The organism is Streptomyces ossamyceticus, from assembly GCF_001418475.1.
GTDB classification, from domain to species: domain Bacteria; phylum Actinomycetota; class Actinomycetes; order Streptomycetales; family Streptomycetaceae; genus Streptomyces; species Streptomyces ossamyceticus.
Window position 1 is genome coordinate 1 of sequence record NZ_LIQX01000176.1, and the last position, 12,793, is coordinate 12,793.

10 protein-coding genes are annotated in these 12,793 nt (G+C 71.6%); 6 read left to right on the plus strand and 4 right to left on the minus strand.

Features of this window, described 5'->3' with window-relative positions:
- Positions 1–38: 38 nt before the first annotated feature.
- Positions 39–362 carry a hypothetical protein gene (locus tag AOK15_RS14530; protein ID WP_055516660.1) on the minus strand — a complete coding sequence of 108 codons (324 nt, stop codon included), beginning with the start codon at positions 360–362 and terminating at the stop codon, positions 39–41.
- A 331-nt stretch (positions 363–693) separates the two neighbouring features.
- On the opposite strand from AOK15_RS14530, the gene AOK15_RS14535 reads away from it, so the two are divergent.
- Positions 694–1,443 carry a hypothetical protein gene (locus AOK15_RS14535; protein ID WP_240508432.1) on the plus strand — a complete coding sequence of 250 codons (750 nt, stop codon included), beginning with the start codon at positions 694–696 and terminating at the stop codon, positions 1,441–1,443.
- Positions 1,444–1,502: 59 nt separating this feature from the next.
- On the opposite strand, the gene AOK15_RS14540 is transcribed toward AOK15_RS14535, so the two are convergent.
- Genes AOK15_RS14540 through AOK15_RS14550 form a run of 3 tightly spaced genes read right to left on the minus strand, consistent with a single transcriptional unit; the run spans position 1,503 to position 5,266 of the window.
- Complete coding sequence (locus AOK15_RS14540; protein ID WP_055516665.1) at positions 1,503–2,270, minus strand: enoyl-CoA hydratase-related protein; 768 nt, start codon at positions 2,268–2,270, stop codon at positions 1,503–1,505.
- Between the two features lie 39 nt (positions 2,271–2,309).
- Positions 2,310–3,644 carry a ferredoxin reductase domain-containing protein gene (locus AOK15_RS14545; RefSeq protein ID WP_055516667.1) on the minus strand — a complete coding sequence of 445 codons (1,335 nt, stop codon included), beginning with the start codon at positions 3,642–3,644 and terminating at the stop codon, positions 2,310–2,312.
- Positions 3,641–5,266, minus strand: coding sequence for an amino acid adenylation domain-containing protein (locus AOK15_RS14550; protein ID WP_055516669.1), 1,626 nt, complete (start codon positions 5,264–5,266; stop codon positions 3,641–3,643). Before AOK15_RS14550 ends, AOK15_RS14545 begins: the two co-directional genes overlap by 4 nt.
- Positions 5,267–5,876: 610 nt before the next feature.
- Between AOK15_RS14550 and AOK15_RS14555 the strand changes: the two genes are divergently transcribed.
- The 5 genes from AOK15_RS14555 to AOK15_RS14575 all read left to right on the plus strand — a co-directional run.
- Positions 5,877–6,560: a TetR/AcrR family transcriptional regulator gene (locus AOK15_RS14555; RefSeq protein WP_240508433.1), complete on the plus strand. Its 684-nt coding sequence runs from the start codon at positions 5,877–5,879 to the stop codon at positions 6,558–6,560.
- A 280-nt stretch (positions 6,561–6,840) separates the two neighbouring features.
- The gene (locus AOK15_RS14560; RefSeq protein ID WP_055516674.1) at positions 6,841–8,421 is read left to right on the plus strand and encodes an ABC transporter substrate-binding protein; all 1,581 of its coding nucleotides are present in this window, start codon (positions 6,841–6,843) and stop codon (positions 8,419–8,421) included.
- A 52-nt stretch (positions 8,422–8,473) separates the two neighbouring features.
- Positions 8,474–9,901, plus strand: a complete 1,428-nt coding sequence (locus AOK15_RS14565) for an amidase (protein ID WP_055516677.1) — start codon at positions 8,474–8,476, stop codon at positions 9,899–9,901.
- The gene (locus tag AOK15_RS14570; RefSeq protein WP_055516679.1) at positions 9,898–10,929 is read left to right on the plus strand and encodes an ABC transporter permease; all 1,032 of its coding nucleotides are present in this window, start codon (positions 9,898–9,900) and stop codon (positions 10,927–10,929) included. Before AOK15_RS14565 ends, AOK15_RS14570 begins: the two co-directional genes overlap by 4 nt.
- A partial coding sequence (locus tag AOK15_RS14575; RefSeq protein WP_055516681.1) for a dipeptide/oligopeptide/nickel ABC transporter permease/ATP-binding protein occupies positions 10,919–12,793 on the plus strand: 1,875 nt, incomplete at its 3' end. The genes AOK15_RS14570 and AOK15_RS14575, both read left to right, overlap by 11 nt.

Here is a 12,793-nt window from a genome sequence, read left to right on the forward strand (position 1 = left end):
CGAAGCCACCCTGGGTGCCCGTGCCGCCGTGAAGTACGTCAACGACAAGCTGGGCGGCATCGGCGGGCACCCAGGGTGGCTTCGGGGTTGCCGCCGGGGCCGCCTTCGACGTTCACCCAGCCCAGGGTGACCGGGTCGAGGCCGGCGTCGGCCTTGCCCGCCTTTCCGCCGACGTAACCGAGGTAGTCGGTCACGACGTCACTCGCCGAGCGGGAGTCCGCGGTCGCGGTGGAACCGCCGCCGGAAGCGCCGGACGACGAGGACGTGCCGGCGCCCGATCCGCTGCATGCGGCGACCCCCAGCAGGGGCGCCATGGCGGCGGAGACGAGGCCGAGTCTGAGAGGGCGTGAGATCGAGGGCATGCGGGATCCTCCAGGATCGGAAAACGGCAGGGCGGCGCCCGGCACGGCATGCGGGAGAGCACGGAAGACGGAGAAAGCACGGAAGACGGGGAGAGCACGGAATACGGGGAGAGCAGGGAAGGCGAGGAGAGCGCGGAAGGCGGAGGAAGGCAGGAGGGCGCACCGGGGTGACCGATGCCTCGGACCGGCCCGAGGGTCTTCGAAAGGCCAGGTGACCGGCGCTTCCGAGTTCCGTAACTTTCTTACGGATCGGGAATCTAGGTGTACGCTGGCGCCCTGTCAACGCCCCGGTTCACGCCGAATTAACGATCATGCAATGGGAGGGAAGGACATGACGGAGCCCGCCGCGAGACGCAGACTCCCTCGGCGCTCACCCGAAGAGACCCGGGCCCTCATGCTGGAGGCGGCCACCCGGCTCGTCTGCGCCGGCACCTCCGACACGAGCGAGGCGGCGGTCTCCGCGGCCCTTGCTCATGTCCGTGTCAAACGGGTCACCGAGGAGGCCACCCGCATCATGCGGGAGCGGCTGGGCGACGACACGGCACCGGCGATCACGACCGGATCCATCTACCAGATCTGGCCCGCCCAGGCCGACTTCCAGGCGGATCTCCTCTTCCACCTCACCAGCCGACAGGCCGAACTGGTCCCGGGGCTACCGGAGAGCATCCGCCGTTTCAAGGAGGCCGTCGACCGCGGCACGACCTGGCAGGAGGCTCTCAACGACGTCCTGACGGACAACCACGAGAACCACCGCGTCGACCCCAACTACCGTGTGCTGCTCGGCTTCTACGCCAGTGCCGCCAACCCGCGCGTCCGCGAAGCCCTCGGACACTACGGGGAGTCGTTCACCGAGGTCGCCTGCGAGGCGTACCAGGCACTGCTGGACGCCTACGGGCTGCGCATGCGCGCGCCCTACACGGTCGAACACCTCGCCACCACCATCGCCGCCCTGCTCGACGGCTTCCACATGCGCTGGATCGCCGGACACCCCAACCTGGAGGACCCGGAGGGAGAGGACCGCTGGTCCCTCGCCACCCGCGCCGCCGTAACGGTGTTCGACCAGTTCACCGAACCTGCGTAGTGGGGGCGGCGGGCCGGGATGCCGGTCCGCCGCCCCGCTCGGTGGGTCGGGTCAGTCGGTCAGCGGCCCTTGAAGACGGGCGTCCTCTTCTCCTTGAACGCGCTCATCCCCTCCTTCTGGTCCTCTGTAGCGAACAGCGCGTGGAACACGCGGCGTTCGAAGAGAAGCCCGTCGCGCAGGCCGGTCTCCAGGGCTCGGTCGACCGACTCGCGGGCCGCCCGGACGGCCGGGCGGCCGTAGGAGGCGATGGTCGCGGCGGCTTCCGTGGCCTCGGGGAGGACGCGGTCGTCCGGGACCACCCGCGACACCAGGCCCGCGGCTTCCGCCTCACGGGCGTTCATCGTGCGGCCGGTGAGGATCAGGTCCATGGCCTTGGCCCGGCCCACCAGGCGGGTGAGCCGCTGGGTGCCGCCGATGCCGGGGATCACGCCGAGCTTGATCTCCGGCTGGCCGAAGACCGCCGACTCGCCCGCGATGATCAGGTCGCACATCATCGCGAGCTCGCAACCACCGCCCAGCGCATAGCCGTTGACCGCCGCGATCTTCGGCGTCCGCAACGCCGCGAACTCCTCCCAGTCCGCGAAGTAGTCCTCCGCGGCCATGTCCACGGCCGACTTCCCGGCCATCTCCTTGATGTCCGCGCCGGCCGCGAAGACCTTCTCCGAACCGGTGACCACGAAGCAGCCGACATCCGGATCGCGGTCCAACGGACGCAGCGCATCGAGGAGTTCGGCCAGCAGCTCACCGCTGAGGGCGTTCAGGGCGTGCGGTCGGTGGAGTCGTACCGTGACGACGCGGTCATGACGTTCGATCTTGAGGGTGTTCATCGACTGTCCCTCTCCGTTCCCCTTGATCCTGACGGTTCGTCATGAGTCCCAGATCGCGCCGTACGCGGGTATCCCGCGCCGCTCCAGACCGTGGACGACCTGCCAGGTCAGCTTCTTGTTGGAGATGCAGATGACGGCTTCGGCGCCGAAGTCGCGGTACGCGGTGTACGCGAGCCGCACCATGTCCGGTTTGCCGTGCTGCGCGGTGTCCCAGACCAGCGCGTTCGGCTGGACGGCGAGGATCTCGTCGACCAGGTCGTCCCCATAGGTCCTGCGGGGATCACGTGTCGCCCACACGAGCCGTGAGGGCACCTCGGCGGCCAGCAGATGCGGCAGGCAGGGGCCGATGCCGCTGCCGGTGGCCACATAGATCACCTTGCTGAACAGCGTCTCGATATTGGCGACCCCGGCCGTGGTGATGCCCTTGACCCAGACCTTCGGTGGCGCGTCGTCGATGAACGAGCCCGTCCAGTCGCCCGCTCGGGAGATGGTCAGCCGAAAGCCGGGTTCGCCGGGTGAGGGCACATTGGCGAAGGAGTGCCACTCGGTGAGCGGGCTGCGGCTGATGGCGGTGGAGGACCCCGCGAACGGGGTCACGCCGTGGTCGAAACGGGCCAGCGCGACATGCGCGGAGGGCCTCTCGATCCGTACGTCCACCTTGCGCAGCCGCAGCCAGGGCAGGGCGACGCTGAAGGTGACCACGGCGAGCACCCCGAGGGCGACCGGCCCCTGGCCGCCCAGCAGCGTATGCGTCCAGAACAGTGCGAGGGCGCTCCAGCCGCCGAAGCGGTGGATCTTCTCGAAGTGGTCGTGGAAGCGGGAGCGGAAGGGCGGCACGGCGGTGGCGACGATGACGGCGAGCAGGGCGACCAGGGTCCAACCCACCGTGATGAGTGGCCGGTTGGCGCCGTCGAGGGTCGACGCGACCGTCCCGGCGAGGAACCACACCGCTCCGGCCAGCGCCCCGCCCACGTGCAGCCCGCCGAAGTGGTACACCTTCCCGAGCGTCCACCGCGCCTTCAGCGGCCAGCTCGTCGGAGCCCGGGTCGCCAGCCGGAAGAAGAGGTTGATGACGTACTGCTGCCGTACGACCACGGCCAGCGCGAGGTTCCCGAGGGCCGCGTAGCCCATGGTCTCGGCGTCAGGTGCCCAACTCGCCGCCGCCAGCACTCCGATGTTGGCCAGTATCACCAAGGCCGCCAGGCGGTTGTAGTGCATCAGGCGGGGGTGCTTGAGGAGGCGACGGGGCGCGGACGTGAGCGGAGGGAGTTCGGCGAGCGCGGCGGGAGGTGTGGCGGGTGTGGGAGGTGCGGGAGGCGATGCCTGCCGGGAGCCTTCCGTCTCGGTGGACGTGGTCTCGATGGACGACGTCATCGGGCCGCCCCCTCTCGTACCGCGGCCACCGGCAGCAGGGAGGCTCCCTCGCCGGGAACCGGCACCGCCCGCGCGGCCTCCTCCCGTTCCGCCGCCAGCCGCAGCAGTGCGCCCCGGTCGACCTTGCCCCGGTCCGTCTCCGGTAGCGCGGCCACCGGGAGGACCGTGGCCGGCACGCAGTAGTAGGGCAGGGCGTCGGCCACCGCGCGCCGGGCCGTGTCCGGGTCGACGTCGGCCGGGCAGACGAAGGAGATCAGGCTGCGGGCGTCCCGCTTGAGCGTGACGGCGCGGGCGCAGCCCGCCACCGACTCCAGCACCGAGGAGACGGAGTCGAGTTCCACGCGGAAGCCGCGGACCTTGACCTGGTCGTCGGTACGGCCCAGGTGCTCTAGTTCGCCGTCAGGTGTCCAGCGGCCGAGGTCGCGGGTGCGGAACATACGGCGTCCGCCGCCGAGGAAGGGGTCGGGGGCGTACCGCTCGGCGTTCAGCGCCTCGTTGTTCAGGTAGCCCGCCGAGACGCAGTCGCCGCCGGCCCACATCTCGCCGACCTCCCCGATGGGCAGCGCGCGCCGGTGCTCGTCGAGGACGTACACCGTGTTGTTGGGGGTGGGGCGGCCGATGGTGAGCAGGGCGTCGTCCACGCGGTGGCGGCGCATCGTGTTGACGATCGTCGTCTCCGTGGGCCCGCAGGAGTTGTGGAAGGCGGACCGCCGGGCCCAGGCGTCCGCGAGCGGGCGAGGGCACGGCTCGCCCGCGACGGCCACCGTCCGCACCCGGGGGCAGTCCGCCGGGTCGATCCCCGACAGCACCGTCGGCGTCGCGATCAGCACGTCCGCCGTACGGGCCGCGGCCGCGACGTCCTTGCCCCGGACGACGAGCGTGCCGCCGTGCGCGAGACAGCCGAGGATCTCCCAGGCGGCCATGTCGAAGGCGATGTTGAGGAGCTGAGCGACCCGGTCACCGGGGCGGATGCCCAGATCACCGGGGGCCGTGAGGAGGATGTTCGCGACGTTGCGGTGGGTGACCTTCACGCCGTTGGGCTTGCCGGTCGTGCCGGACGTGAACAGGACGTAGCACCCGTCGTCCGGGCGGACGGGTCGTTCGAGGCGGACCGGGCCTTCCGCGGTGAGGTCGGTGAGGTCGGTGAGGTCGGTGAGGTCGTCGTCGAGGGTGATCAGGCGCTGTCCCGCGTCAGCCGGAGGCACCCGCAGCGTGTGCTCCGACTGAGTGAGGACGACCCGGATCCCGGCGGTGCGGATGACATGCCGCAGCTGGGCGGCGGGAGTGAGTCCGATGTCCTGTGGGACGTACGCGGCGCCGGCCTTCAGCGTGCCGAGCAGTCCGACGAGCATCGGGACGGAGCGGCGTACGAAGAGGCCGACGTGGTCGCCGGGCCGTACGCCCGCCCGTACGAGTCTGGCCGCGAGCCGGTCGGCACGACGGTTGAGCTCGCCGTACGTGATCGTCGTGTCCTGGTGCTCGGCGGCGACCGCGTGCGGCGCGGCGAGGGCCCGCCGTTCGACGGCCTGATGGACGAGGGGGTTGGGGACGAGTACTTCAGGGCCTTGGCCGAACTGCCGGAACAGGGCCCTGTCTCGGGGGGACAGATGGCTCAGGGGCATGCCTCACAGACCTCCTGGCTGTGTGGGGAGAAGATGCCTCGGGCTACTGAACGCTGACGTGCCTCGATCATGTGGAAATGTCGAGCATCGTGCGGAGGTGCAGAGCGGCAACACCGAAGTGCGGTGGCGGCTCCAGTAGTTTCAACGTTCAACGTGGTCTGCGTCACTGACAAAACAAGTCACATGGCTGGACTCACGGCACACGGACAGCTTCCGCACAGAGAGGCGGCAGGAACCTCACATACCGCGCGTGCAACGGGACTTCTCTCGCGTTCGCGGCAGGGGCCCACGGAGGCAGGTCCGGGCACGTCGGCCGCGAGGCTGTTTCCGGTCCCGTTCCCAAAAGGCTGATGCGGTGGGCCGGACCGGACCGGCACTCGGCGGCCCCGCCGGAGGGGGCGCCGCCTCGTCGGCCGTCGGCGCGCTGCCCGGTCCGGGGCGCCCGGTCCAGGGTGACCCGCTCGAAATCGGTCGCATAGGCTGGTGCCGGTGTCGCCGGTGAAGAGGCGCAGGCCACGGCGGCGTGGGCCCGCCGCCCGTCCTAGGGGCTGTCGTCAAGGCGTCGCGGGGCAGGCGGGAGTTTGACGACAGACCCTAGGGAGGCGTTCGAGTGGCAGTGTCTGGGGGCGGGTCGACGAAGCGGCTCCAACGGGGGACGCTCTCCCAGGGGCTCATCGTGGCGACCGCGCTGCGGATCCTCGACGAGGACGGGCCGGACGCGCTGACCTTCCAGCGGCTCGGCAAGGAACTGTCCTCCTCCGCGACCGCGGTCTACCGGCACTTCGCGAGTCGCGACCACATCATGGTCGCCGTGGCGGAGGAGATCGACAGGCTGTGCCTGGAGGGGTACGAGCCCCACGAGTCATGGACCGAGTCGCTGAGGGACCTGGCGATCCGTGCCTGGAACACCGCCATGGAGCACCCGGCGGCCGCCGCGCTCTGCATGGGGCGGGTCACCCGCGGCCTTCACGAGTTGCGTGCCGTCGACGCCGTCCTGGAGGCGTTCCACCGCGGCGGCTGGCGCGGCCAGGCAGCCGTCCTGCACTACCAGGCGTTCTCGAACTTCGCCCTCGCCATGGCGAGCAACAACGCCTGGCGGCTGGTCAACCAACGGTTCGGCGCCGAGGTCAACTGGGTGCAGGAGTACCAGCCGACCGACCCCGCCACGTACCCCTACGCCGAGGCGGCCAAGGAACACCTGCGCAGCCTCGACATGACGGACGTCTTCCACCGGCAGATGGACATCCTCCTCACCGCCCTCCAGGCGGAGGCGGCGACTCTCCCGCGTGACTGACGCGCGCCACCCGCGCGACTGACACGCGCCACCCGCAGGACTGCACCGCCGCCGGCCGGCAGGCGTTCCGCCACTCCACGGCCAAAGATAGTTAACGCTATTGACTACGCCGTTAACTAGGCGGCATTCTCTCCCCACCGAGAGCTCCACGGACGCTCCCTCGCAGCGTCCGCCGAGCGCCACGCGCACCGCCTCCGCTTACGCCTCGAACTTGCTCGCGCTCGTCCCGCCGATCCCGTGCGACCCGCGCAGAGCGCGACACCCCTCTCCAGGAGCACTCATGCGCCACACCCGTACCCGCACGGTCCCCGTGACCGCGGCCGTAGCCATGACGGCCGTCCTCGCCGGTTGCACCACCACGGGCGCCACGTCCTCGGATCCGGGCGGCGGCGACGCCGCCGGCGCGACGAAGATCCGGACGACGATCGACGTGCCGGCCAGCTTCGACCCGGTCAAGGCTCTGTCCCTGCCCGACTACGTGCTGGCCCGGAACAGCTACGACACCCTCGTGCGCAAGGACGACGGCGGGCTCGTCGGCGGTCTGGCCACCAAGTGGAAAGCCACACCGACCTCGGCGACGTTCACCCTGCGCACCGACGCCACGTGCGCCGACGGGACGCCGATCACGCCGAAGATCGTCAAGGCGTCCCTCGACCGCTTCGCCGACCCCAAGACGGCTGCGCCCGACCTCCCCACGGTCTTCGGCCCCGGCAACAAGGTGAAGGTGACCGCCGACGACGCGGCGAACAAGGTGGAGATCGCGCTCACCAGGCCGTGGGGCGACATGGTCACCGGCCTGTCGGTCGCGAGCACGGGCATCGTCTGCCCGGCGGGACTCAAGGACGTCAAGGCCCTCGCCGCCGGAAAGGCCAAGGGCTCGCAGTCCGGCCCCTACCTCCTGCGCAAGTCCCAGTCCGGCGTCTCGTACTCCTACGCGCTGCGCCCCGAGTACAAGGCGTGGCCGGCCTGGCGCACGAAGATCCCCGGCAAGGTCGCCACGACCATGGAGTACCTGGTCTCGCCCGACCCGACCGCGACCGGCAACCTCGTGACCAGCGGCCAGCTCGACATCGGCAAGATCGACGCCTCGGGCATCCCGCGCTTCGACGGCGTGAACGGCCACAGCGTCAGCATCAGCCGGTTCTCCGACTTCTACCTGCTGTTCAACGAACGCCCCGGCACCGTCTTCGCGGACGTCGCCACCCGCCGGGCGGTCGCCCAGGCCGTCGACCGCGCCGCCTTCACCAAGGTCGTCTCCAAGGACACGGGTGAGCCGTCGACGATGTTCGTGCAGAAGGCCATCCCCTGCAACGACCCCGACTCCTCGTCCCTCGTGCCGAAGGACAAGGCCGCGGCGTCCGCCGTGCTCAAGGGCAAGAAGATCCGCCTCGTCGGCCCCCAGGTCGTCGGGCCCGCCGGCGCCGGGAACCAGTACATCCAGGAGGCGCTGCGGGCCGCGGGCGCGGACGTCACCCTCGCCAACGTCGACGTCGGTGCCTGGGTCGGGACCGTGTTCGGCAAGCCCGACGCCTGGGACCTCACGGTCTTCGCCGACCTAAACTTCCTCGGCACCCTCGCCAACCCGCTCGGCCACTTCGTCGGCCCGACCGTGCCCGAGGGCGGCGGCAACCTCGGCGCGGTGAAGAACCCCACCCTGAACAAGGCCTTCGCCCAGGGTGCCGAGGCGACCAACGAGGGGGCCCGCTGCGCCGCCTACCAGAAGGCAGCCAAGGCCCTGATCTCGAACGTGGACGCGGTGCCGCTGGTCAACGACCCGTTCATCTACGCACTGCGCGAGGGCTTCAGCGCACAGATGCTCGGCGGCTCGCTCGACGACCCGATCCTGCGCATCACCGGCTGACGGACCCGTCCTCCGCACCCCCTCGCACCGTTTCCGACACAGGAGCTCCCTGGTGATCGACCCTTACAGCACCGCCCAGCAGATCGCCGACCTCATCCGCACCAAAGAGGTCAGCCCGGTGGAGGTGGCCGAGACCTACCTCGACCGCATCGAGCGGATCAACCCCGCCGTCAACGCCGTCGTCTGGCTCGACACCGACGCCGTGCGCGCGGCGGCCGTCCGGGCCGAGCGGGCGGTGCTGCGCGGCGAGCCGCTCGGCCCGCTGCACGGCGTCCCCGTCCCCATCAAGGACCTCAGCTCCGTCGCCGGACAGCCCAACACCATGTCCTCGCTGGCGATCCGGGACACCCCGCAGACGGTCACGGACCCCGACGTCCAACTCCTCCTCGACGCCGGCGCGATCCCGCTCGGCCGGACCAACTCGCCCGAGTTCGGCGCCCTGACCGTCTCCGAGAACGCCCGGCACGGCAAGACCCGCAACCCGTGGAACCCGGCGCACACCTCCGGCGGTTCGAGCGGCGGCGCGTCGGCGGCCGTCGCGGCCGGGCTCGCCCCGGTGGCGCACGCCGGCGACGGCGGCGGATCGATCCGGGTCCCGGCCTCCGTCACCGGCCTCATCGGGCTCAAGCCCAGCCGGGGCCGCGTGCCCGCGTTCGTCCGGGCCTGGGAGCACTCGACGACCGAGGGCGCCATCACCCGCACCGTCGGCGACACGGCCCTCCTGCTCGACGTCATGGGCCGTTCCGACCGGCTCTCCTGGTACAGCGCGCCCGACCCGGCGCGCCCCTACCTCGACGAGGTCGGTGCCGACCCCGGGCGGCTGCGGATCGGTCTGCTCCTCGACGCACCCACCGGGCTGCCCGTCGACGAGGAGTGCCGCACCGCGGCGCTGACGGCCGCGCAGGCCCTGCGCGACCTCGGGCACGACGTCGTCGAGGCCCGCCCGAAGATGTTCTCCTACGAGGCGATCATGGGCTTCACCTGGACGATCATCAGCGCCTCCACCTACGCCATCGACGTCGACGACCCCGACGCGGTGGACCCCTACATCCGGCGCCGCCGGGAGACCGCACTGGAGGTCACCGCCGGCGACTACGCACGGACGGCGGCGCGCCTGCAGGCCGAGTCACGCGACGTGGTCGCCCAGTGGGGCCGGGACTTCGACGTTCTCCTCACCCCGACCACCGCGGTCGTGGCGCCGCCGGTCGGCCCCGTGTACGACGAGGCGAACTCCGACCCGGACGGTCCGCGGGCCACCGAGACCCGGATGGTCTCGTTCACCGCGTTCGTCAACATCGCCGGGCTGCCCGCCATCTCGCTGCCCGTCCACACGACCGCCGACGGCCTCCCGGTCGGCGCCCAGCTCATCGGCGCACCCTACGACGAGGCGACGCTGCTGCGGCTGTCCGCCCAGCTCGAACCGCGGTTCCGCTGGCACGAGCGGCGTCCGGACGACGCGGTCCTCGCGGGGGCGCTGTGAGTGCCGGGCCCGTGGTCCCGGCCGGGCCGCTGCCCGCCGCGGCCGTCAAGCGGGCTCCCGGTCTGCGACTGGGCGGCGGATGGGCGGGGTTCGCCGTCCGCCGGGCGGGCGGACTGCTGATGTCGATGCTGCTGCTCGTCGTCGTGACGTTCCTCATCGTGCCCCTGCTGCCGGGCGACCCGGCCCGCGCGATCGCCGGCACCAACTCGTCCCCGGCCACGCTCGCGGCGATACGCGAACGACTGGGCCTCGACGAGCCGATGACGACGCGGTTCGTCCACTACCTCGGCGACATCATGTCCGGGCGTCTCGGTACCTCGTTCCGGTTCGACACCCCCGTCGCGGACATCGTCTCGACCCGGCTGCCGTACACCGTCCAGCTCGTCATCCCGGCCGTGCTGCTCTCCCTGCTCATCGCCGTCCCGCTGGGCATGGCCGTCGGCGTCCTCACCCGCGACGGACGCCGCCGCAGGCTCGGCGTCGCCTTCGGCACGGTCGCCGGACTCCTCGCGTCGGCGCCGGTCTACGTCGTCGCGACCCTCCTCATCGTGCTGTTCTCGATCAGCCTCGGCCTGCTGCCGTCCGGTGGTGCCACGACACCGAGCGCGCTCGTCCTGCCGATCACCGCGCTGTGCATCGGCCCGGCCTTCGCCATCGCCCGGGTCGTCCGGCAGGAGACGGCCTCCGTCCTCGCCCAGGACTACATGAGGACCGCCCGCGGCCACCGCCTCGGATCCGTGCGCCTCCATCTGCGCCACGCGCTGCCCAACCTGGTGACGAGCGTGCTCACCCTGAGCGGGCTCGTCCTCACGTCGCTGCTCGGCGGCACGATCATCCTGGAGAACGTCTTCACCTATCCGGGGCTCGGCACCGAGGTCGTCCAGGCGATCATCTACAAGGACTATCCGGTGATCCAGGGCATCATCCTCGTCGTCGGCATGCTGGCCCTGCTCGTCAACCTCCTCGTCGACGTGGTCCTCGGGATCGTCGACCCCCGCACTCTCGACGGAGGCCGGCGTGGCCACTGACACGACCGTGCGCCGGTGGCGCCGCAACCCGTCGCTGCTGGCCGGCGCCGTGATCCTCGGACTGCTCGTCGTCGTGGCCCTCGTGGCCCCGCCGCTGCTGAGCGGCTCCGCCGAGACCCTCACCGACGACGCCCGGCTGGGGCCCGGTGCCGAGCATCTCCTCGGCACCGACGCGTTCGGCCGTGACGTCCTCGCCCGGGCCCTCGTCGCGACCCGCCTCACCCTGCTCATGGCCGCCGCCGCCACCGCCGCCTCGTTCGTCGTCGGCGTCGCGATCGGCGCGCTCGTCCACCTGGCCCCCAGGTGGCTGCGCGAGACCTGTCTGCGGCTCATCGACTCGGCGGTGGCGTTCCCCTCGCTCGTGCTCGCCCTCGTCATCGCGGCGGTGCTCGGACCGGGGACGGGGTCCGCGATCGTCGCGATCGCCGTCGCCGGCGTCCCCGGGTTCGCCCGGCTGACGGCGAACCTCGCCGCGACCGTCGCGGACAAGGACTACGTGCTCACCGCGCGGCTGCTCGGCGTTCCCGGCCCGCGCATCCTGACCCGGCACGTCCTGCCGAACATCAGCGGGCCGCTGCTGGTGCTCCTCAGCTCCAGCTTCACCCTGTCCCTGCTCGACATCAGCAGCCTGTCCTTCGTCGGCCTCGGCGTGCAGAGCCCCCAGTACGACTGGGGACGGCTGCTCAACGAGGCGCTGCCGTCGATCTTCGCCCAGCCGTCGGTCGTCCTCGCTCCGTCGATCATGCTCATCGTCACCGGTGTGGGCGCCATGCTCCTCGGGGACGGCGTGGCCTCGCTCGTCGACCCGCGCACCCGCGGTACGGCGCCCGCGGCGACCGGGGCGGCGGACGCGGCGGCACCGGCCACCCCGGCGAAGGAGTCCCGCGCGGTCCGGGCACCGGACGGTGCGGGGGCCACGACCGGCACGGAGCCGGACGGTCTGCTGACCGTCGACGGGCTGACCGTGCGGGCCGGTGACCGGACACTCGTCGACGACGTGTCGTTCACCATCGGGGCCGGCCGGATCGTCGGCCTCGTCGGGGAGTCCGGCTCGGGCAAGTCCACCATCGCCATGGCGGTCGCGGGCCTGCTCCCCGAGGGGGTCCGGGCGCACGCGTCGCGCCTCGCCCTCGGCGACCTCGACCTGCTCGGGACACCGCCGGGCCGGCGCCTCGCCACCGAGATCGGCATCGTCTACCAGGACCCGATCGGCACGTTCAACCCCGCGCTGCGGCTCGGCGCCCAGCTCACCGAGGTGGCCCGCACGCATCTGGGGACGTCGCGGCGTCAGGCCCGGCGGGACATGGCCCGCGCCCTCGCCGACATCCATGTCACCGAGCCCGAGCGGCGGCTGCGCCAGCACCCGCACGAGCTGAGCGGCGGCATGCTCCAGCGTGCCTCGATCGCCTCCGCGATGACGACGAACCCGCGGCTCCTCATCGCCGACGAGCCGACCACGGCACTCGACGTCACCGTCCAGGCGGAGGTGCTGCGGCAGTTCCGCCGCATCAACCGCGAGCACGGCACGGCGATGCTGTTCATCTCGCACGACATCGGCGTGGTCGGCGTGCTCTGCGACACCGTCCTGGTGCTCCACGGCGGCCGGGTCGTCGACCGTACGACGGGCGCCGACCTGCGCCGGGGGACGGTCACCCACCCGTACACCCGCGCCCTGCTCGCGGCGACGCCCGCCGCGGTCGAGGCCGGCGCGACCCTCAGCGCGGTCCGGTGGACGGCCGACACGACTCCGGCCCAGCCGGACGGGACGCCGTCCGACGGGAAGCCGCTGGACGGGACACCGCTCGACGGGAACCAGCTGGACGGGAACCAGCTGGACGGGACGCCGCCTGACGGGGTCTCGTCG

Coding starts and splice junctions, on each gene's coding strand:
- AOK15_RS14530 (WP_055516660.1), bottom strand. CDS start 362: ATGCCCTCGATCTCACGCCCTCTCAGACTCGGCCTCGTCTCCGCCGCC.
- AOK15_RS14535 (WP_240508432.1), top strand. CDS start 694: ATGACGGAGCCCGCCGCGAGACGCAGACTCCCTCGGCGCTCACCCGAA.
- AOK15_RS14540 (WP_055516665.1), bottom strand. CDS start 2,270: ATGAACACCCTCAAGATCGAACGTCATGACCGCGTCGTCACGGTACGA.
- AOK15_RS14545 (WP_055516667.1), bottom strand. CDS start 3,644: ATGACGTCGTCCATCGAGACCACGTCCACCGAGACGGAAGGCTCCCGG.
- AOK15_RS14550 (WP_055516669.1), bottom strand. CDS start 5,266: ATGCCCCTGAGCCATCTGTCCCCCCGAGACAGGGCCCTGTTCCGGCAG.
- AOK15_RS14560 (WP_055516674.1), top strand. CDS start 6,841: ATGCGCCACACCCGTACCCGCACGGTCCCCGTGACCGCGGCCGTAGCC.